Annotated in this window: 16 protein-coding genes; 7 read left to right on the top strand and 9 right to left on the bottom strand. The window is 72.5% G+C overall.

What is annotated here, in order from left to right; genetic code table 11:
• Positions 1-63 precede the first annotated feature (63 nt).
• A complete protein-coding gene (locus tag PZB75_RS24750; RefSeq protein WP_275537491.1) occupies positions 64-1,308 on the top strand; it encodes an MFS transporter in 1,245 nt (414 codons plus the stop codon).
• Entirely contained in the window at positions 1,265-2,587 is a 1,323-nt protein-coding gene (locus tag PZB75_RS24745; RefSeq protein ID WP_275537490.1) for a D-arabinono-1,4-lactone oxidase, read from the top strand. Before PZB75_RS24750 ends, PZB75_RS24745 begins: the two co-directional genes overlap by 44 nt.
• 10 nt (positions 2,588-2,597) lie before the next feature.
• Here PZB75_RS24745 and PZB75_RS24740 read toward each other — a convergent pair whose 3' ends face one another.
• Positions 2,598-3,536 (bottom strand): hypothetical protein, encoded by a 939-nt coding sequence (locus tag PZB75_RS24740; protein WP_275537489.1) that lies wholly within the window; start codon positions 3,534-3,536, stop codon positions 2,598-2,600.
• A gap of 497 nt (positions 3,537-4,033) precedes the next feature.
• Between PZB75_RS24740 and sepH the strand changes: the two genes are divergently transcribed.
• Positions 4,034-5,089, top strand: coding sequence for a septation protein SepH (gene sepH, locus PZB75_RS24735; protein WP_275537488.1), 1,056 nt, complete (start codon positions 4,034-4,036; stop codon positions 5,087-5,089).
• Between the two features lie 76 nt (positions 5,090-5,165).
• Here sepH and PZB75_RS24730 read toward each other — a convergent pair whose 3' ends face one another.
• The gene (locus tag PZB75_RS24730; RefSeq protein ID WP_275537487.1) at positions 5,166-5,993 is read right to left on the bottom strand and encodes a sulfurtransferase; all 828 of its coding nucleotides are present in this window, start codon (positions 5,991-5,993) and stop codon (positions 5,166-5,168) included.
• A 229-nt stretch (positions 5,994-6,222) separates the two neighbouring features.
• Here PZB75_RS24730 and PZB75_RS24725 point away from each other — a divergent pair, with 229 nt between their 5' ends.
• The gene (locus tag PZB75_RS24725) at positions 6,223-6,999 is read left to right on the top strand and encodes a VOC family protein (protein ID WP_275537486.1); all 777 of its coding nucleotides are present in this window, start codon (positions 6,223-6,225) and stop codon (positions 6,997-6,999) included.
• Between the two features lie 225 nt (positions 7,000-7,224).
• Positions 7,225-7,758, top strand: a complete 534-nt coding sequence (locus PZB75_RS24720) for a ferritin-like domain-containing protein (RefSeq protein WP_275537485.1) — start codon at positions 7,225-7,227, stop codon at positions 7,756-7,758.
• A gap of 99 nt (positions 7,759-7,857) precedes the next feature.
• On the opposite strand, the gene PZB75_RS24715 is transcribed toward PZB75_RS24720, so the two are convergent.
• The 4 genes from PZB75_RS24715 to PZB75_RS24700 all read right to left on the bottom strand — a co-directional run bounded on the left by PZB75_RS24715 (position 7,858) and on the right by PZB75_RS24700 (position 13,626).
• The gene (locus PZB75_RS24715; protein ID WP_275537484.1) at positions 7,858-8,508 is read right to left on the bottom strand and encodes a thymidine kinase; all 651 of its coding nucleotides are present in this window, start codon (positions 8,506-8,508) and stop codon (positions 7,858-7,860) included.
• Between the two features lie 70 nt (positions 8,509-8,578).
• Complete coding sequence (locus tag PZB75_RS24710) at positions 8,579-9,766, bottom strand: nucleotide pyrophosphatase/phosphodiesterase family protein (RefSeq protein WP_275537483.1); 1,188 nt, start codon at positions 9,764-9,766, stop codon at positions 8,579-8,581.
• Positions 9,766-10,362, bottom strand: coding sequence for a DUF5998 family protein (locus PZB75_RS24705; protein ID WP_275537482.1), 597 nt, complete (start codon positions 10,360-10,362; stop codon positions 9,766-9,768). The genes PZB75_RS24710 and PZB75_RS24705 overlap by 1 nt, the downstream gene beginning before the upstream one ends.
• A gap of 72 nt (positions 10,363-10,434) precedes the next feature.
• Positions 10,435-13,626, bottom strand: coding sequence for a GNAT family N-acetyltransferase (locus tag PZB75_RS24700; protein WP_275537481.1), 3,192 nt, complete (start codon positions 13,624-13,626; stop codon positions 10,435-10,437).
• 173 nt (positions 13,627-13,799) lie between these two features.
• Here PZB75_RS24700 and PZB75_RS24695 point away from each other — a divergent pair, with 173 nt between their 5' ends.
• Positions 13,800-14,081, top strand: a complete 282-nt coding sequence (locus tag PZB75_RS24695) for an HPr family phosphocarrier protein (protein ID WP_275537480.1) — start codon at positions 13,800-13,802, stop codon at positions 14,079-14,081.
• Between the two features lie 274 nt (positions 14,082-14,355).
• Here the strand turns inward: PZB75_RS24695 and PZB75_RS24690 are convergent, their stop codons facing one another.
• The gene (locus tag PZB75_RS24690) at positions 14,356-15,738 is read right to left on the bottom strand and encodes a pitrilysin family protein (RefSeq protein ID WP_275538857.1); all 1,383 of its coding nucleotides are present in this window, start codon (positions 15,736-15,738) and stop codon (positions 14,356-14,358) included.
• 26 nt (positions 15,739-15,764) lie between these two features.
• Entirely contained in the window at positions 15,765-17,177 is a 1,413-nt protein-coding gene (locus PZB75_RS24685) for a pitrilysin family protein (RefSeq protein ID WP_275537479.1), read from the bottom strand.
• Positions 17,178-17,392: 215 nt separating this feature from the next.
• Here PZB75_RS24685 and PZB75_RS24680 point away from each other — a divergent pair, with 215 nt between their 5' ends.
• Positions 17,393-19,843, top strand: coding sequence for a DNA topoisomerase IV subunit A (locus tag PZB75_RS24680; RefSeq protein ID WP_275537478.1), 2,451 nt, complete (start codon positions 17,393-17,395; stop codon positions 19,841-19,843).
• Positions 19,844-20,038: 195 nt separating this feature from the next.
• On the opposite strand, the gene PZB75_RS24675 is transcribed toward PZB75_RS24680, so the two are convergent.
• Positions 20,039-21,190, bottom strand: coding sequence for a CobW family GTP-binding protein (locus tag PZB75_RS24675; protein ID WP_275538856.1), 1,152 nt, complete (start codon positions 21,188-21,190; stop codon positions 20,039-20,041).
• Positions 21,191-21,218 lie beyond the last annotated feature (28 nt).

Raw genomic sequence — 21,218 nt, 5'->3', positions numbered from 1 at the left:
GTGGACGAGGCCGTAAGCTGTGTCGGCCGCCTTCACGCATGACACGTTTCACCGGAGCCCCGCTTGCCCAGTCCCTATCGCGCGATCTTCGCCGCCCCCGGCACCAAGGCGTTCTCGGCGGCCGGGTTCTTCGGCCGGATGCCCCTGTCCATGATGGGCATCGGCGTCGTCACCATGGTGTCGCAGCTGACCGGCCGTTACGGTCTCGCCGGCGCGCTCTCCGCGACGCTCGCCATGGCCGCCGCCGTGTTCGGCCCGCAGATCTCCCGGCTGGTGGACCGGCACGGGCAGCGCCGCGTCCTGCGTCCCGTGACGCTCGTCGCGGTGGCCGCGGTGGCCGGGCTGCTGATCTGCGCCCAGCAGCGACTGCCCGACTGGACCCTCTTCGTCTTCGCGGCCGGCGCGGGCTGCGTCCCCAGCGTCGGGTCGATGGTCCGGGCCCGCTGGGCGGAGATCTACCGGACGTCCTCGCGCCGGCTCCACACCGCGTACTCGTGGGAGTCGATCGTCGACGAGGCGTGCTTCATCTTCGGGCCGATCATCTCGATCGGTCTGTCCACGACCTGGTTCCCCGAGGCCGGCCCGCTGCTCGCCGCCGGGTTCCTGGTCCTCGGCGTCTTCTGGCTGACGGCCCAGCGCGCGACCGAGCCGGTGCCGCACCCGCGCGAGCAGCACACCGGCGGGTCCGCGCTCCGCTCCTCCGGCCTCCAGGTGCTGGTGGTCACGTTCGTGGCGACCGGGGCGGTCTTCGGGGCGGTCGACGTGGTCACGGTGGCCTTCGCCGACGAGCGCGGCCACAAGGCGCTGGCCAGCGTCGTCCTGGCGGTCTACGCGCTCGGTTCCTGTCTGGCCGGCGCGGTCTTCGGACTGCTGCACCTCAAGGGGGAGCCGTCCGTGAGGTGGCTGGTGGGAGTGTGCGCGATGGCCGTGAGTATGATCCCCCTCCAACTGGCCGGGAGCCTGCCGTTCCTGGCCGTGGCGCTCTTCGCCGCGGGTATCGCCATCGCACCGACGATGGTGACCACCATGGCCCTCGTCGAACAGCACGTACCGCGCACGCATCTGACCGAGGGCATGACCTGGACCAGTACCGGGCTCGCCGTCGGAGTGGCGCTCGGCTCGTCGGCCGCCGGCTGGGTCGTCGACGCGTCGGGGGCCAGGGCGGGGTACGCGGTGCCCGCCGTGGCGGGAGCGCTCGCGGCCGCGGTGGCGTTCCTGGGGTACCGCCGGCTTGTGCCGGTTCCTACGGGAGGGCGCGGGGAAGATGACCGACACCTACGCACGGCCGACGACGAACACCTGGCGTAACTGGGCGGGGAACGTCACCGCCCGGCCGGTGAGAACCGTGACCCCCGCCTCGGCCGATGAGCTGGCCGAGGCGCTGCGCCGGGCGTCCGAGGACGGTCTGCGGGTGAAACCGGTCGGCGCGGGTCACTCGTTCACGGCCGCCGCCGCGACCGACGGCCTGCTGATACGTCCCGGGCTGCTGTCCGGCGTCCGGGAGATCGACCGCACCGCGATGACCGTCACCGTCGGGGCCGGTACCCGGCTGAAGCACCTGAACACCGCGCTCGCCGGGCACGGCCTCTCGCTCACCAACATGGGCGACATCATGGAACAGACCGTCGCCGGGGCCGTCTCCACCGGCACCCACGGGACCGGCCGGGACTCGGCGTCGATCTCCGCGCAGATCCGCGCCCTCGAACTGGTGACGGCGGACGGCAGGGTGCTGACGTGTTCCGAGAAGGAGAACCCGGACGTCTTCGCCGCCGCCCGGCTGGGTCTGGGCGCACTGGGCGTCATCACCTCGATCACCTTCGCCGTGGAGCCGGTCTTCCTGCTGACGGCCCGTGAGGAACCGATGACCTTCGACAAGGTCACCCATGAGTTCGATCAGCTCGTGACCGAGAACGAGCACTTCGAGTTCTACTGGTTCCCGCACACCGGCAACTGCAACACCAAGCGCAACAACCGCAGCGAGGGCCCGGCAGCGCCGCCCGGCCGGGTCAGCGGCTGGATCGACGACGAACTGCTCTCCAACGGCGTCTTCCAGGTGGCCTGCTCGCTCGGCCGGGCGGTCCCGGTGACCGTGCCGGTGCTGGCCAGGCTCTCCAGCCGGGCACTGTCCGCCCGTACGTACACCGACATCCCGTACAAGGTCTTCACCAGTCCCCGCCGGGTGCGCTTCGTGGAGATGGAGTACGCGCTGCCGCGGGAGGCAGCGATCGAGGCGTTGCGCGAGGTCAGAGCGATGGTCGAACGTTCGCCGCTGCGGGTGGGCTTCCCGGTGGAGGTCCGCACGGCGCCGGCCGACGACATCCCGCTCTCCACGGCGTCGGACCGCGAGAGCGCGTACATCGCCGTCCATCTGTACCGGGGCACCCCCCACCGGGCGTACTTCACCGCGGTCGAGCGCATCATGACCGCGCACGGCGGCCGTCCGCACTGGGGCAAGCTCCACACCCGCGACGCCGGGCAGCTCGCCGCGGTCTACCCGAGGTTCGGCGAGTTCACCGCCGTACGCGACCGGCTCGACCCGGACCGGCTGTTCGGCAACGACTATCTGCGCCGGGTGCTGGGCGACTGACCGCGGCCGTTCACCGGCCGGTGTCCGGGGCGGTCGTCCCCCGCTGGTCCTGACCCGGGGCGCCCGCGGGCCCCGACGGGCCGGTGGCGCCGTCGCCGGGTGCGGTCGGATCGGGGGCACCGGTCGGGCCGGTGTCGCCGCCGGACCGTGAGGGCGCGGGCGTCGGCCCCGCCGTCGAGCCGTCGTCCCGGCCGGAGTCCGGGCTCGGGTCCCCCTCGGGAGTGGTCGCGGGGGTCCCGCCGTCGTCGTCCGTGCCGGGGCCCTGGGACGCCGTGCCGGAGTCGCCCGGCCGCCGGTCGTCCTCGCCGTCCTCCCCGGTACCGCTCGAAGGGGCCGGATCGACGGTGCCGGGGTCCGGGTCGCCACCGCGCACCACGGAGCCGACGGTCGTGCCCCGGCCACCGCTCAGGTCGTTTCCGGCGATCAGTTCGTACGTGGTGATCCCGATCATCGACACGACGAAGACGACCACGGCGGCGAGGGCCGACCGCTTCCAGCCACGGACGCGGGTGCCGTACGTCCGGGCCTCGCCGAACTCGTCGTCCCGCCCGTCGTCCCCCCGTCCGCCCCGCTCCGGCGCGGAACCGGCCGCGAGGGGCGCCGTACCGTCGAGCGAGGGCAGCATCTGTGTCCGGTCGACCGGACAGGCGTCGACGCCGTCCGCCGTCCCCCGCGTCCGTACGGTGATCCGGCGCCCCATCGGGTGCTTGAGGACGGTGACCTCGCGGATCTGCTCACCCGTGCGCCGGAAGAAGTGCTGGAACACCGAACCGCCGCAGGTGGCGACGACGCTCATCACGCCCGCGCCCAGGATCGTCCCGTACACGCCCAGTTGCGAGGCCGCCACCGCCGCCGCGACCGCCGCGACCGCGCTGCCCGCGACCTGCGGCAGGCTCAGCTCCATGCGCCTTGCCCGGGGTTCCGTATCGCTCTCTGCCCTTCGCGCCATCAACCGGTCCTCGCTCGACATCTCCCCCGCCCTGCACCAAGGAGGGACAGGTAAGCGAAGTGAATAGTTCCGCTTACGTCGGTTCTGTGAAGGAGGACACTTCCCGGGAGCGTTTCGCGAACGACTGGGTAACAGCCCCTTCAACGCGCGGTGAGAACTTCGGCGGCGCGGCGGTCCACCCATGTGGCCCGAATGGAGTACTGTGGCGAGCCCTGGGGCCGGACTCCCGCAAGGGGGCCCGGACCTGCGGAAAGGGGGTCGGAGACGGCACTCTGACCGGTCATCGCCGCGGCTGCGTGCGGCCGTCGGCGGCACAGAGCGACCCTGGTCACTTTGAGTCGCGACAGGCAACCGTGCCACCATGGCGCTCCAGGACAAGTGCCCGACACGCCGGGCAACACGGCAATGTTGTGGCAGGCTGCACCCGGGCAGGCCACACTCGACCAGCGGAAGCAGCGACGCACGTGACGTCGGCAGGCACCACCCGGGAGGTCCCCATGCCCGAACTGCGTGTCGTGGCCGTCTCCAACGACGGCACACGACTGGTGCTCAAGGCTGCGGACAGCACGGAGTACACGCTTCCGATCGACGAGCGGCTGCGCGCCGCCGTGCGCAACGACCGCGCGCGGCTCGGCCAGATCGAGATCGAAGTGGAGAGTCACCTCCGCCCCCGCGACATCCAGGCACGGATACGTGCCGGTGCCTCCGCGGAGGAGGTCGCTCAGTTCGCCGGGATTCCGGTCGACCGTGTACGCCGCTTCGAGGGCCCTGTGCTCGCGGAGCGCGCCTTCATGGCCGAGCGGGCCCGGAAGACTCCCGTGCGCCGTCCCGGCGAGAACACCGGACCCCAGCTCGGCGAGGCGGTGCAGGAGAGACTCCTGCTGCGCGGCGCCGACAGGGAAACCGTTCTGTGGGACTCCTGGCGCCGCGACGACGGCACCTGGGAAGTCCTGCTCGTCTACCGGGTGGCGGGCGAACCGCACTCGGCGAGCTGGACCTACGACGCGCCGCGCCGGCTGGTCCAGGCCGTGGACGACGAGGCCCGCTCGCTGATCGGCGAGACCGACGACGTCGCCGCGCCCGAGCCGAGCTTCCCGTTCGTGCCGAGGATCGCCCGGCTGCCGCGCGACCGGCCGCTCGACCGCGCCCTGGACCGGCAGATGGAGCGTCCGGCGCCGCCCGCTCCCGAACCGGAGGAGTACATCGGCGGGGTCTCGGCCAACGAACGCGATTCGCTGACCAGTCTGTTGGAGGCGGTGCCGAGCTTCCGGGGCGACATGGTCGTCCCGGAGCGGCCCGCACCGCCCGAACCGCCGACGGACGAGCCCGGCGTGCTGGAGCCGGAGGCCGAGGAGCCGCCCGCCGCCTCCGCGGGCGCGGGGTCCGCCTACGCGGACGTGCTGATGCCCCGGGCGGTCGCCGGTCATCGCGACCGGCTGACCGGGACTACGGACCGTCAGGCCGAGGCGGACGGGGTCCGTCCCGGTCGCCGGGCCGCGGTGCCGAGCTGGGACGAGATCGTCTTCGGCACCCGCCGGAAGAAGCAGGACTGACCCGGGTGACCGTGGCATGACGTGGGCCCGTACGCCGTCGCGTACGGGCCCGCGTGCCGTTCCGGGTCCGGTGGTGTCAGCTCGGGTCGGGGCCGGTGGCGACCGGGCGGGACGCGTCGGCCGACCACTCCGACCAGGAACCCGCGTACAGGGCGGCCGGAATACCGGCGACGGCCAGCGCGAGCACTTCGTGCGCGGCGGAGACACCGGAGCCGCAGTACACACCGACCTCACGGCCGTCGCCCGCGCCGAGCCCCTTGAAACGGTCGGCCAGCGCCTCCTCGGGGCGCAGACGGCCGTCCTCCTCCACGTTCTCCGAGGTCGGCGCCGAGACCGCGCCCGGGATGTGTCCGGCCACCCGGTCGATCGGCTCCACCTCGCCCCGGTACCGCTCCGCCGCCCGCGCGTCGAGCAGCAGCCCCGAGCGGGCCAGCGCGGCGGCGCCGTCCGCGTCCAGCAGGGGGACGGCTCCGGGCACGGGCACGAAGTCGCCCTCGGCCGGGCGCGGTGGCTCGGTCGACAGCTCCCCCGTCCAGGCCGCGAGACCGCCGTCCAGCACCCGGACGTCCTGGTGACCGGTCCAGCGGAGCATCCACCAGCACCGGGCCGCCGCCCAGCCCTGTCCCCCGTCGTAGACGACGACCGGCGTGTCCTGGGAGACCCCGGCCCGGCGCATCACCGCTCCGAAGGATTCGGGGTCGGGCAGCGGGTGCCGGCCACCGGCGCCCGCCGGGCCTGCCAGTTCGGCCTCCAGGTCGAGGAAGACCGCGCCGGGGATGTGTCCGGCGTCGTACTCGGGTCGGCCGTGCGGGCCGCCCAGCCGGTAGCGGATGTCCAGGAGCACCGGCGGACGTGGCCCGGCCGACTCGCTCGCGCACTCGGATGCGGAAATGATGGGTTTCATGTCCGCCATCCTCGCGCAGAGGCCGGCCCGGCCGGGACGACTCCGAAACGAACGTGCCGCGTCGAAGCGGGCTTCCATGACCGGGAACCCGGAAAATGCGGTGCGACCGGGGCGCGTCGCGCCCCAGGGGGTGCGGACATTCGCGCGGGGCGCGTACCCGTACAACCGGGCGCAATGTCCGCCCCGTTCCCCCGTACGGCCACCACAATGGTCCGAGGAGAGAATGACGATGACCGAGGCTGCCGCTCGGCGCACGCCCGGAACACCTTGCTGGGTCAGTCTGATCGTGCACGGTCTGACCGCGACCCAGGATTTCTACGCTGCCCTGTTCGGCTGGGAGTTCCGTCCCGGCCCTGACCAACTGGGCCCCTACGTACGGGCCTTGCTCGACGGCGAGGAGGTGGCGGGGATCGGGCAGCTGCCGCCCGAGCGCCATCTGCCGATCGCCTGGACCACCTATCTCGCCACCGACGACGCCGATCTCACCGCGGAGACGATCCGGGCCTGCGGAGGCACGGTGGCGGTCGGGCCGCTCCAGGCGGGCGAGGCGGGCCGGATGGCCATCGCCTCCGACCCGGGCGGAGCCGTCTTCGGCATCTGGCAGGCGGCCGCCCACCCCGGTACGGCGGTGGAGGCGGCCCCCGGCACCCCGACCTGGAACGAGCTGGTGACCCGGGAGACGTCGGCGGTCGTCAAGTTCTACGAGGCGGTCTTCGGCTACGGGACGAGAACCGAGGACCCGGCCGGGTCCGACCACCGGACCCTGTTCCTGGACGGCAGACCGGTGGCGTCGCTGCGCGGCGTCGGCCGTGCCATGCCGCGCGACCGGGGGCCGCACTGGATGACCTACTTCGAGGTGGCGGACGCCGACGAGGCCGCCGTCCGGGTCGTGGAGCTGGGCGGGCTTGTCGTCAGACCGCCCGAGGACGGTCCGGGTGGACGCGCGGTGACGGTCGCGGACCCGGAGGGCGCGGTGTTCACGCTCGTACGGTCGAAGGCCCGCTGACCGCGGCCCCGGCCCGATCGCCCGCCGGGCGGCGCGTCCGGGTCGCCCGGACGCGCCGCCCGTTGCCGGGCCCGTCCCGGTGTCCGTCCGGACCGCTCGCCGGGTCCGGCGCTCCCGTCGGTCCGGCAAACCGGTGGTACTGCCCCGCCACGCGCGAGAACCGGGCCACGGGGTGGAAGGGGTGGTGTACCCGGAGATGGGCACGACCACAAGGAGCACGCAGCCATGAGCACCGATTTCGTCCTCGACGTGAGCAGAATTCGTGACGAGGCCCGCAAGAAGATGGATGAGGGCCCGGTCACCGAGACGTACGGCAGTGACAAGGAACGTGTCATCGCGGTGCTCAACGAGGTGGTCGCGACGGAGGTGGTCTGCTGGATGCGCTACACGCGCCACGCCATCTCGGCCACCGGCATCGACCGCGCCCAGGTGTCGGCGGAGTTCACCGAGCACGCCAAGGAGGAGATGCAGCACGCCATCATGGCCGCGGAGCGGATCTCCCAGCTCGGCGGCGACCCGGACTTCGATCCGGCGACGGTCCAGCAGCGCGCGCACACCGACTACACGACGCCCGCCGACCACGACCTGAAGCAGATGCTGCGGGACAACCTGCTGGCCGAGCGCATCGTGATCTCCACCTACCAGGAGATCATCCGCTGGCTCGGGGACAAGGACCCGACCAGCCGGCGGGTCCTGGAGACCATCCTCGAAGAGGAGGAGGAACACGCCGACGATCTGCTGGACCTGCTCGGCGGCTGACGTCCGTGCGGCCCGGCGCGGCACCGTCGCCGGGGCGCGGGTGTCCCGGCCGCCGCCCGCCCGGTACGACGCGTCGCCACGTGTCGGGCGGGCGGGCCGTCAGCCGGGGCCCATCGGCAGCACGTCCGGGGACAGCACCCCGGCCCGCGCCGTCGCACTGGTGGCCCTGCGCTGGTGGTGGCGCCGGCACAGCACCTCGTAGCCGATCTCGGCGGCCGGCCGGTTGACGTCGCCGACCACCACCTGCGCGCCCTCGACCACCATCTCGCCGCCGACCGTCCTGGCGTTGTGCGTGGCGCGGGCGCCGCACCAGCACAGCGCCTCGACCTGAAGGGCCTCCAGTCGGTCGGCCAGCTCGATCAGCCGCTGCGAGCCCGGGAAGAGCTTCGTCCGGAAGTCGGTGGTGATGCCGAAGGCGAAGACGTCCAGCCCCAGGTCGTCGACGACCCGGGCGAGCTGGTCGATCTGGGCGGGCGCCAGGAACTGGGCCTCGTCCACGATCACGTAGTCGGCACGGCCGCCCCGGCTTATGTGATCGACGAGGTACGCGTACAGGTCCATGCCCTCGGCCGCCTCGACCGCGTCCGTGACCAGCCCCAGCCGGGACGAGAGCTTGCCCTGGCCCGCCCGGTCGTCCCGGGTGAAGATCACGCCCTGGAGGCCGCGGGCCGACCGGTTGTGCCCGATCTGGAGGGCCAGCGTGCTCTTTCCGCAGTCCATCGTCCCGGAGAAGAACACCAGCTCGGACATGAGGGGTCGGGGGCCTTTCGAGGTGAGTGGGCAGCGGTGCTCGTACGGGGGCGCGGGGCGCTCCGCGGCGTTATGAGCGTACTTCGAGGAGCGGCACGAACTGCTCGGCGGGGGTCATCGAGCCGTGCATGCCGACCATCGCGGATTCATGCGGCTCCTTGACGGACGCGGTGATCACCACGTCGTCGTGGGCCGCCGCGACCACGTCGCCGATCCTGCCGCGCACGCGTGCGTCGATCCGCGGTCCGAACCAGCCCGCTCCGATCGCCTCTTCCCGGCTCGCCACCCAGAACTGCTCGCCGAGCACCTCGCGCCAGACGGCGAGCACGTCGGCCTCGGCGCCGGGGACCGCGTACACATGACGGGCCCGGCCCTCGCCGCCGAGGAGGGCCACGCCCGCGCCCAGCTCCCAGTCCTCGTCGAAGTCGATCCGGGACCGCTCGTCGAACGGGATGTCGATCATGCCGTGGTCAGCGGTGACGTACAGGGCGGTACGCGGCGGCAGTTGCTCGGCGAGGCGACGTACCAGACCGTCGACGTACATCAACTGCCCGCGCCAGGCGTCGGAGTCCATGCCGAAGCGATGGCCCTTGCCGTCGACCTCGCTGTAGTACGTGTAGACCAGCGACCGGTCCCCGGCGGCGAGTTCGGCGGCGGCGAGGTCCATCCGCTCCTCGCCCGAGAGCCTGCCGTGGAACGTGCCGCCGCTGAGCGCGACCTTGGTGAGCGGGGTGTGCTGGAACGCCGGGGCGGAGACCTGTGCCGTGTGCACTCCGGCCCGGTCGGCGAGCTGGAAGACGGTCGGGTGCGGCTGCCAGACGTGCGGATCGGTCCAGGGCTTCCAGCGGAGCTGGTTCATCAGCAGGCCGGCCGCGGGGTCGCGGACGGTGTAGCCGGGGAGCCCGTGCTCGCCCGGAGGCAGGCCCGTGCCGACCGAGGCGAGCGAGGTCGCGGTGGTGGCGGGGAAACCCGCGGTGATCGGGCGGCCGGTGCCGCCGCGCGAGGTCGCGAGCAGCCCGTACAGGTACGGGGCCTCGTCGGGGTGGGCCCTGATCTGCTCCCAGCCGAGCCCGTCGATCAGGAACACGCAGTTGCGGTCGGCCGGGGTGAGTTCCGCGATCAGCGGCTCGAAGCCGGGCACGCCCTGTCCGGCGGCGAGCGTCGGCAGCAGGTCGGCGAGCGAACCGCCGCCGTACGCCGGGACGGGGGCCGTGTCGAGGGCCAGCGGGACGGGGTCCGGCCAGGGCGACCCCGCCATCAGCGGCCGGTCGTCGCGGTCGCGGCCGTCGCCTCGGAGAGCGACTGCGCGAAGACGAGGGTCTGGCGCACGGTGTCCGGTCCGTCGCCCGCCTCGCTGACCCGCAGGCTCAGGTCGTCGGCGGTGGAGCTGCCGGTGTAGCCGTGGTCGGCCTCGCAGTTGGGGTCGCCGCAGGCGGCGGGCTCCAGGTCGATCCGGGAGACGGCGCCCCAGCCGATGGTGAGGACGACCTCGCGGGGCAGTGTCCCGGGGACGTACTTCTCCGGGTTGGCGACGACCCGGCTGACCACGACGGACGAGATCCGGTCGAGCTTCACGGACTCGGTGGACGTGGTGGCGTAGGGCGTCGGCGAGCTGGTGTCGGCGGCCTGCTCGTCGGTGTGGCTGACGATGAAGCGGTTGTCGGTCAGGACGAGGACCGTGACGTGACGGCGCACCTCGTTGGAGTCGAAGGTGGTCTCCTGGTGCACCAGGTACGAGGCGACCGGTTCTCCACCGACGGCGGCCTCCACCGCCTCGGCCACAAGGGCCGGGTAGTAGCCGCTGCGCTCGATCGCCGCGCGCAGCCCCTGGGTCGTCGTACCGGTCTTCGCCATGCGGACCATCCTACGGGGGCCCGATGACTGCCGGGGACGCCGTGCGGGCGGGGCGGGGACCCGGCCCGGAGGTCAGTAGTTCGGGAGGCGGCGCGGGCCGAGGTCGGTGCGGGCGGGCGGCGGCGCCAGCCGGACGTCGGCGCCGAGCACGGTCAGCCCGTGGGTGGCGACCACGACGGGTTCCAGCGTGATCGAGACCACCTCGGGGTGGTCGTCCACCAGGCGGGACACCCGGAGCAGCAGCTCTTCGAGGGCGGTGGTGTCGACCGGCGCCGAGCCGCGCCAGCCGAACAGGACCGGGGCCGCCCGGATGGACCGGATCAGCTCCGCGGCGTCCCGGTCGGTGACCGGGACGAGCCGGTGCGAGGTGTCCCCCAGCAGCTCGGAGGGTGCCCCCGCCAGGCCGAAGGAGAGGACGGCGCCCGCGCCCGCGTCGACGGTGGCCCGTACGACGGTGTCGACGCCGCGCGGTGCCATGGACTGGACGACCGGCCGGAGTTCGGCGGGCTCGCCGAGCAGGTCGGTCAGCTCTCCGTACGCGCGGCGCAGCGCCTTCTCGCTCGCCAGGTCCAGCCGGACACCGCCGAGGTCGGCGCGGTGCCGCAGATGCGGTGCGGTGGTCTTGAGGGCCACCGGATAGCCGAGCCGGGCCGCCGCCTCGACGGCGGCCTCCGGGTTGGGGGCCGGGAGCGTCGGCCGTACGGCGACGCCGTAGCGCCCGAGGAGTTCGCGGGCCTCTTCGGGGCGGACCGGCCCACCCCTCGGGTCGGGGTCGGGACCGAGCAACGCGTCGATCAGACCGGCGGCGCCGGACTCGTCGATGGTGTCGTCGAGGAATTCGGGCACCTTGCCCGGGGCCGCCGCCTGCCGCCGCCACTGCGCGTACCTCACCGCCTCGGCGAGGGAGCGCACGGCGCGTTCGGCGGCGGGGTAGGCGGGGATACGGCCCTGGAGTACGCGGGCGGGAATGTCGGCGGCCTCGAAGGTGCCCCCGTGGGCACTGGGCGGGACGGCGGGGCGGGCGGGCGCCGCGTGGGTGGGGCGGGCCGGGCGGGCGGGTGCCCGTTCGGTGGAGGGGGTGGTGCGGGCGGGCGCCGGGTCGGTGGAGGGGCCGGGGGACATGGTCGGGGTGGAGTCGGTGGGCGGGCCGGGGGTCGCGCTCGGGACGGAGTGGGTACTCGGGACGGAGTGGGTGCTCGGGGCCCCGGCGTTGCCGCCCGTGTCCCCAGCGCGTGATGCGGGAGTGGTGCCGTCCGGCGCCGGGGCAGCGGTGTCCGGGGCGAGAGCGGTCCCGTCCGGCACGAGGGGGGCGTCCTCCGGCGCCGGGACCGTGCCCTCCGGAACGGGCGTGGCACGGTCCGGGCCGGCCGCCCGGCCCGGGTGGCCGACGGCTGTGCTCGCGGCTGCCGCCAGGGCCTCCGCCAGGCCGCCGATCTCCACATGGACCACGGCCACCGGCTTGGCCGGTCCGGTGGCCGCCGCCTCGCGCAGGGCCGCGGCCAGTTCCTCGCCGTCGCCCGACCGCGCCTCCCCGTCGTCCCCCACCCAGGGAATCGCCGTCACGACCACCGCGTCGCACGTCGGATCGTTCAGGGCCTCGGCGAGCGCGTCCCGGAAGTCCCTCGGTGTCGCGCCCGTGGTCAGGTCGCGGGGCGGGCGGGGCCGCAGCCCCTCGGTCAGGCAGGCGTCGTACGTGAGCAGGCCCAGCGACTCCGAGTTGCCGAGGATGGCGACGCGCGGACCGGCCGGTAGCGGCTGCCCGGCGAGCAGCACTCCCGCGTCGACCATCTCCGTGACGGTGTCGACGCGGATCACCCCGGCCTGGCGCATCAGCGCGGAGACCGTCGCGTCCGGGATGCGGCTGACCGGCACCGCGTGGCCGGGCGGGGTGGAGCCGCTGTGCCGGGCGCCCTTCACGACGACCACGGGCTTCACGGCGGCGGTGCGCCGGGCGAGCCGCGTGAACTTTCGGGGGTTGCCCAGCGATTCGAGGTACAGCAGGACGACATCGGTGTCCGGGTCCTCGTACCAGTACTGGAGGAAGTCGTTGCCCGAGACGTCGGCCCTGTTGCCCGCGGAGATGAAGGACGAGAGCCCGGCGCCGCGCCGGTACAGCCCGGAGAGCAGCGCGATGCCGATGGCGCCGGACTGGGTGAACAGGCCGATGCGCCCGGCGGTGGGCGGCTCGGGGGCGAGGGAGGCGTTCAGCCGGACGGCGTCGGAGGTGTTGATGATCCCGAAGGCGTTCGGGCCGATGACGCGCATGCCGTACGAGCGGGCCTGGCGGACCAGTTCGCGCTGGCGCTCCCGGCCTTCGGCGCCCTGCTCGGCGTAACCCGCGGAGAGCACGACCACTCCCTGTACGCCGTGCTCGCCGCAGTCCGCGACGGCCTCCGGCACCCGGTCGGCGGGGACGGCGACGACCGCGAGGTCGACCGGTTCGTCGATCTCGCCGACGGAGCGGCGGGCTGGGACGCCGTCGATCGTGCGCCGGTCGGCCGGCCAGGCCCGGTTCACCGCGTACGTGCGTCCGGTGAAACCGGCGTCGAGGAGGTTGCGCAGGACCGTGCGTCCCACCCCGCCGGGTTTCCGGCCGACGCCGATGACGGCGACCGTGCCGGGGGCGAGGAGGCGCTGCACGGAACGGGCCTCGGCGCGCTGTTCACGGCCGCGCTGGACGGCCAGGGACTCCGCGGTGGGTTCGAGATCGAGGGTGAGATGGACGGAGCCGTCCTCGAAGCTGCGCTGCTGGGTGTACCCGGCGTCCCGGAACACCTTGATCATCTTGTTGTTGGCGGGCAGCACCTCGGCGGCGAAGCGCCGGATGCCGCGTTCCCGGGCGACCGCCGCGATGTGTTCGAGGAGCGCCGACGCCACTCCCCTGCCCTGGTGCGCGTCCTGTACGAGGAACGCGACCTCCGCCTCGTCGGCGGGGGCGGACGCGGGCCTGCCCCGCTCGTCGATCCGGTCGTAGCGGACCGTGGCGATGAATTCGCCGCCGACCGTGACGGCGAGCCCCACCCGGTCGACGTAGTCGTGGTGGGTGAAGCGGTGCACGTCCCTGTCGGAGAGGCGCGGGTAGGGCGCGAAGAAGCGGTAGTACTTCGACTCGTCGGAGACCTGCTCGTAGAAGCTGACCAGCCGCTCGGCGTCGTCCGTGGTGATCGGCCTGATACGGGCGGTGCCACCGTCGCGCAGCACCACGTCCGCTTCCCAGTGGTCGGGGTACGCGTGATGCGGACTCTGCTCCGGCGAAGGGTGCATGTTCCAAAGCCTACGACCCTGTCAGCGGTCGCGTGGGGGCCGGGCCCGGGGCAGTCTGGGAAGGCCGATCCGCCTGATGGCAGGGGCTGCGGACGGGTTTCGGGCCGTCCCGAGGCATTGCGCACTGCATGAGAGACTGGTCTAGACAATACTGAATCGTGAAGGGCAGAACCATGGCTGAGCGCCGCGTAAACGTCGGTTGGGCCGAGGGCCTGCACGCCCGCCCCGCTTCCATCTTCGTCCGTGCCGCCACGGCGTCCGGTGTTCCCGTGACGATCGCCAAGGCCGACGGCAACCCGGTGAACGCCGCTTCCATGCTCGCGGTGCTCGGTCTGGGCGCGCAGGGTGGCGAGGAGATCGTGCTCTCGTCGGAGGCGGACAACGCGGACGCCGCCCTGGACCGCCTGGCGAAGCTGGTGGCCGAGGGCCTCGACGAGCTTCCCGAGACCGTCTGAGTCCGGCCGCTCCGGCAGCCCCCTTTCCGCGTCGAGGCCGCGGCATCCTGACCAGGATGCCGCGGCCTCTTCGTTCGCCGGCGCGGGAGTCTTCCCGCCGACGCGGGCGCGGGAGTCTTCCCGCCGGTCGCGTGCGCGGGAATCCGGTGGCCGGTACGCGTCCGGCGTCGCCTTCCCGCACGTCACCCTCCCGCACCTCACGTCCCGCGCGTCGCCCTCCCGCGCGTCACGCCTTCAGCGGCCGGGTGTACGGCCGGCCCCACGCGTCCGTCCGTCAGCCCGCGACCACCGACACCTCGCCGATGCCCAGCGCCCTGACCGGCTCCGCGATCTGCGAAGCGTCCCCGACCAGCACCGTGACCAGCCGGTCCACCGGGAAGGCGCTCACCACGGCGGCGGTCGCCTCGACCGTGCCGGTCTCGGCGAGACGCGCGTACAACTGCGCCTGGTAGTCGTCGGGGAGGTCCTGCTCGACCTGGTCCGCCAGGGTGGCCGCGACGGATGCCGCCGTCTCGAACTTCAGCGGCGCGACCCCCACCAGATTCTGCACGGCCGTCTCCCGCTCCGCGTCCGTCAGCCCCTCGGCCGCCAGCGTCCGCAGGACCGTCCAGAGGTCGCTCAGCGCCGGTCCGGTGGACTCCGTGTCCACCGAGCCGCTGATCGCGAGCATCGCCGCGCCGGTCGCCCCGGAGGGTGAGCCGGCCGCGGACGAGCGCAGCACCTGGCCGAAGGCCCGTACGCCGTACGTGTAGCCCTTCTCCTCGCGCAGCACCCGGTCCAGCCGGGAGGTGAGCGTGCCGCCCAGGCAGTACGTGCCGAGCACCTGGGCCGGCCACACCCGGTCGTGCCGGTCGGGCCCGATCCGGCCGATCAGCAGCTGCGTCTGCACCGCCCCGGGGCGGTCGACGATCACCACCCGGCCGGTGTCGTCGGCCGTGATCGGCTGCATCGGCCGGGGCTCGGCGGCGTTCCCGGTCCAGTCGCCGATGGTGTCGGCGAGCAGCGCGTCCAGGTCGATCCCGGTGAGGTCACCGACGACCACGGCGGTCGTCGTGGACGGGCGGACATGGGCGCTGTAGAAGGCCCGTACGGCCGCCGAGTCGATCCGCTCCACGGTCTTCTCGGTGCCCTGGCGCGGGCGCGACATCCGTGCCGTGGCCGGGAAGAGCTCCTTGGAGAGCTGCTTGGCGGCCCGCCTGGCCGGGTTGGCCTGCTCGTGCGGGATCTCGTCGAGCCGGTTGCGCACCAGCCGCTCGACCTCGCTGTCGGCGAAGGCCGGAGCCCGCAGCGCCTCGGCGACCAGCCCGAGCGCCTTGGCCAGCCGGGAGGCGGGAACCTCCAGGGAGACCCGCACCCCGGGGTGGTCGGCGTGCGCGTCGAGCGTGGCGCCGCAGCGCTCCAGCTCGGCGGCGAAGTCCTCGGCGCCGCGCTTGTCGGTGCCCTCCGACAGGGCCCGCGCCATGATCGTGGCGATCCCGTCGAGTCCTTCCGGCTCCGCGTCCAGCGGGGCGTCCAGATGGATCTCGACGGCCACCACCTGCTGGCCGGGACGGTGGCAGCGCAGCACCGTCAGACCGTTGGACAGTGCGCCGCGCTCGGGCGCGGGAAAGGCCCAGGGCCTGGGCGCCCCGGCGGTCGGCTGCGGGTGGAACTCCATCGCTACTCCAGTCACGGCGGCGTCGGTCACTTGTCCGCCCCTTCGTGCGTGTCGGTGCCCTCGGCGGAGGCGCCGTCGGTGGATTCGGCGGTCTCCGCGCCTTCGGCGCTGCCGGTGTCCTCGGCGCTGTCAGCGCCTTCGACGGGCTCGTACACGAGGACCGCGCGGTTGTCGGGCCGCAGCTGGGCCGCCGCGGCCGCCTTCACCTCGTCCGCCGTGACGTCGAGCACCCGTGCCACGGCGGTCAGCGCCAGCTGCGGGTCCCCGAACAGCACGGCGTACCGGCAGAGTTCGTCGGCGCGGCCCGCGACCGTACCGAGCCGGTCCAGCCACTCGCGCTCCAACTGCGCCTGGGCCCGTTCCATTTCCTCCGGCGTGGGCCCCTCGGCGGCGAACCTGGCCAGCTCTTCGTCGACCGCCGCCTCGATCCGCTCCACCTCGACGCCGCCGGACGTCTTGACGTCCAGCCAGCCGAGCGAGGGCGCTCCGGAGAGCCTGAGCAGTCCGAATCCGGCCGCGACCGCCGTACGGTCACGGCGGACCAGCCGGTTGTGCAGCCGGGAGGACTCCCCGCCGCCCAGCACGGTCAGCGCCAGGTCGGCGGCGTCGCACTCCCGGGTGCCGTCGTGCGGCAGCCGGTACGCGGCCATCAGCGCACGCGCCGGGACCTCCTCGCGCACCTCCTCGCGCAGCTGCCCGCCCATGGTCCCGGGCAGCTCGCCGCCGCGCGGCGGCTGCTTGCCGTCGTGGGACGGGATCGAGCCGAAGTACTTCTCGATCCAGACGAGCGTCTGCTCGGGATCGATGTCGCCGACGACGGAGAGCACGGCGTTGTTCGGCGCGTAGTACGTGCGGAAGAAGGTCCGCGCGTCGTCGAGGGTCGCCGCGTCCAGATCGGCCATGGAGCCGATCGGGGTGTGGTGGTACGGGTGGCCCTCCGGGTACGCGAGGGCAGTCAGCCTCTCGAACGCCGTGCCGTAGGGGACGTTGTCGTAGCGCTGACGGCGCTCGTTCTTGACGACGTCACGCTGGTTCTCCATGGACTCCTCGTCGAGCGCGGCGAGCAGCGAGCCCATCCGGTCGGCCTCGAGCCACAGGGCCAGCTCCAGCTGGTGCGTGGGCATGGTCTCGAAGTAGTTGGTGCGCTCGAAGCTGGTGGTCCCGTTGAGTGAACCGCCGGCCCCCTGTACCAGCTCGAAGTGGCCGTTCCCCTTGACCTGGCCCGAGCCCTGGAACATCAGGTGCTCGAAAAGGTGAGCCAGGCCGGTGCGTCCCTTGACCTCGTGTCGGGAACCGACGTCGTACCAGAGGCAGACCGCGGCGACCGGGGTCAGATGGTCCTCGGAGAGCACCACGCGCAGGCCGTTGGCCAGGCGGTGCTCGGTCGCTGTCAAGCCGCCGGAACCGGCCTGAGCGGTGGCCGTGTGACCCATGGGCATGTACGTCCCTTCGATCGCGATACTGGATGTGATGCGAGACCTGCCACTGTAAGCAAGCGCACCGGGGCCTGGCGAAGTTCCCGTACCCGTGGAAGTTCGCGGGAAAGAGCGCTTGGGACGGGTCGAGGTCGGCGTTGTCAGTGCGGCGGTCCACAATGGTCGGCGTCAGAACCAGAGGTTGCCCGAACAGAATCTGTGAAGGAGTCGCAGCAGCGATGGCCCGCCGCAGCACGAAGACCCCGCCGCCGGACGACTTCGAGGAGAAGATCCTCGACATCGACGTCGTCGACGAAATGCAGGGCTCCTTCCTCGAGTACGCGTACTCGGTGATCTACTCACGGGCCCTGCCCGACGCGCGCGACGGCATGAAGCCGGTGCATCGCCGCATCGTGTACCAGATGAACGAGATGGGCCTGCGCCCCGACCGCGGCTATGTGAAGTGCGCCCGTGTGGTCGGCGAGGTGATGGGCAAGCTGCACCCGCACGGCGACGCGTCGATCTACGACGCCCTGGTGCGGATGGCGCAGCCGTTCTCCATGCGGCTCCCCCTCGTCGACGGACACGGGAACTTCGGCTCGCTCGGCAACGACGACCCGCCCGCCGCCATGCGGTACACCGAGTGCCGCATGGCCGACGCCACCTCGCTGATGACGGAGTCGATCGACGAGGACACCGTCGGGTTCCAGTCGAACTACGACGGCCAGGAGCGGGAACCGCTCGTCCTTCCGGCGGCGTACCCGAACCTCCTGGTCAACGGCGCGTCCGGGATCGCGGTCGGCATGGCGACCAACATGCCGCCGCACAACCTGGGCGAGGTCGTCGCCGCGGCCCGCCACCTGATCAGGCATCCGGGCGCGGACCTGGAGACGCTGATGCGTTACGTCCCCGGTCCGGACCTGCCGACCGGCGGCCGGATCGTGGGACTCACCGGCATCAAGGACGCGTACGCGAAGGGCCGCGGGACGTTCAAGATCCGCGCGACCGTCGCCGTGGAGAACGTCACTCCGCGCCGCAAGGGCCTGGTCGTCACCGAACTGCCGTTCACGGTCGGCCCGGAGAAGGTGATCGCCAAGATCAAGGATCTGGTCTCGGCGAAGAAGCTCCAGGGCATCGCGGACGTCAAGGACCTCACCGACCGCGCGCACGGTCTGCGTCTGGTCGTCGAGGTCAAGAACGGCTTCGTGCCCGAGGCCGTGCTGGAACAGCTCTACAAACTGACGCCGATGGAGGAGTCCTTCGGCATCAACAACGTGGCGCTGGTCGACGGACAGCCGCTCACGCTGGGTCTGAAGGAGCTGCTGGAGGTCTACCTCGACCACCGCTTCGAAGTGGTGCGGCGGCGCAGCGAGTTCCGCCGTACCAAGCGCCGGGACCGGCTGCACCTGGTCGAGGGTCTGCTCGTCGCGCTGATCGACATCGACGAGGTCATCCGGCTCATCCGGTCCAGTGACAACTCGGCGCAGGCGAAGGAGCGGCTGATCGAGCACTTCTCGCTGAGCGAGGTCCAGACCCAGTACATCCTGGACACACCGCTGCGGCGGCTCACCCGGTTCGACCGGATCGAGCTGGAGAGCGAGCGGGACCGGCTCAACGGGGAGATCGACGAGCTGACCGGCATCCTGGAGTCGGACTCCGAGCTGCGCAAGCTGGTCTCCGCCGAACTGGCCGCGGTCGCGAAGAAGTTCGGCACCGAACGGCGCACGGTGCTGCTGGAGTCGGCGGGTTCGCAGGTCGCCTCGGTGCCGCTGGAGGTCGCGGACGACCCGTGCCGGGTGCTGCTCTCCTCGACGGGTCTGCTGGCGCGCACGGCCAACGCCGACCCGGTCGTCTCCGGGGAGGACGCGAAGCGCGCCAAGCACGATGTGATCGTCTCGGCCGTCCCGGCGACGGCCCGCGGCGATGTCGGCGCGGTGACCTCCACCGGCCGGCTGCTGCGGATCTCGGTGATCGATCTGCCCCAGCTGCCGGACACCCACGCGGCGCCGAACCTCTCCGGTGGCGCTCCGATCGGTGAATTCCTCACGCTGGAGCCCGACGAGGAGCTGATCTGCCTCACCACGCTCGACGAGGCGTCACCGGGACTGGCGATCGGCACTCTCCAGGGCGTCGTCAAGCGGGTGGTGCCCGACTACCCGGCGAACAAGGAGGAGCTGGAGGTCATCGGCCTGAAGGACGGTGACCGGATCGTGGGCGCCGTCGAACTGCGCACGGGCGAGGAGGATCTGGTCTTCATCACCTCCGACGCGCAGTTGCTGCGTTACCCGGCGGCGCAGGTGCGTCCGCAGGGCCGTCCCGCGGGCGGCATGGCGGGGGTCAAGCTCACGGCCGGGGCCGAGGTGCTGGCGTTCACCGCGGTGGACCCGGCCGCCGACGCGCTGGTGTTCACGGTCGCGGGGTCGCACGGCACCCTGGACGACTCCGCCGTGACGGCGAAGCTGACGCCGTTCGACCAGTATCCGCGCAAGGGCCGGGCCACGGGGGGTGTGCGCTGCCAGCGCTTCCTGAAGGGCGAGGACGTCCTGGTGTTCGCCTGGGCGGGTGAGACGCCGGCACGGGCCGCGCAGAAGAACGGCACGCCGACGGATCTGCCCGAGCTGGACCCGAGGCGCGACGGCTCGGGCGTACCGCTGGCGAAGCCGGTCGCGGTGATCGCGGGACCGGTGTAGCCGAGGGCGCCACGCACCGCGCCGAGACCGCCGCCGACGCCCGGCGTCGTACGCGCACGGTCGTCGTACACGTCCGGCCGTCGTACGCGCACGGCCGCCGGTCCTGTCGTGCGGGAGGAGACGCATGGCCGGCCGAAGGCGGCGCGGACCTGACGTGCGTGCCTACGCGTCGTGCGTGCCTGCGTTGCGCGTGCGCTACGCCTCGTCGTCAGGCTGTTGTACGTACCGCAGGACGCCCCACATGCTCTGTTCCAGAGCGTCGGCGTCCTGCGGGATGTCCTGCGGGATGCTCCGAGGGGCGCCCGACGAGGACGTACCGCTCTCCCGGCAGTCGGCGAGCCGCGCGGAGAGCGCGGGCGCGTCCAGGCCGGTACCGATCAGCACCAGCTGGGTGAGGCGGGGTTCGTCCCGTGCCCACGGCTGCGGGACGAACCGGAGGAATCTGCCGACCGCGTGCAGGGCGTAGCTGTGCCGGGGATCGCCGGGGCCGAAGTCCACGAATCCCTTGATCCGGTACAGACCCTCGGGCCGGGAGTCCAGGAAGGCCATGAAACGGCGGGGACTCATCGGTACGTCGGCGGTGAACGCGACGCTCTCGTACGCCGCGTGCGGATGGTGCCCGTGCCCGCCACCCGACTGCCCGTCGCTCGCCCGCTCCCGCTCGCGCTCCCGCTCGTGCTCGCGCTCCGCCTGGAGCAGATCCTCGAAGGTGAGCTGACGGACCTTCTCGTCGGCATCCGGCCGGTGGGCGGGATCGAAGAGGAGTTCCGGATCGATCCGGCCGTGGGTCGCGGAGATGACGGCCGCCCCGCTGCCCATCGCCTCGACGAGGGACCGTAGCCGGTCCTCCTCCGCCTCGTCGATCCGGTCCGTCTTGTTGAGCACCACGAGGTCGGCGACGGCGAGATGGCGGTCGATCTCGGGGTGGCGCCGCCGGGTGCGCCCGAACTCCGCCGCGTCGACGACTTCCACCAGTCCCCCGTACACGATGTGCGGATCGTCGCTGGCCAGGAGCATGCGCACGAGTTCCTGGGGCTCGGCGAGGCCGCTCGCCTCGATGACGATCACGTCGAGGCGAGCGGCCGGGCCGGTCAGTTTCCCCAGGAAGGTGTCGAGTTCGCTCGCGTCGACGGCGCAGCACAGACAGCCGTTGCCGAGCGACACGGTCGAGCCGACCTGTCCGGAGACCGTCATCGCGTCGATCTTGATGGCCCCGAAGTCATTGACGATCACACCGATCCGGTTGCCCGCCCGGTGCCTCAGCAGGTGGTTGAGCAGCGTGGTCTTCCCGGAGCCCAGGAAGCCCGCGAGGACGATGACCGGGATCTGCTTGCGGGGCGGCGTGATCGACGAGGACAACGGGGGCCTTTCTCCG

Origin of the sequence: Streptomyces sp. AM 4-1-1 (assembly GCF_029167625.1) — a bacterium.
In the GTDB taxonomy this organism is placed as follows: Bacteria; Actinomycetota; Actinomycetes; order Streptomycetales; family Streptomycetaceae; genus Streptomyces.
This window is presented reverse-complemented; position numbering and strand designations above follow the sequence as displayed.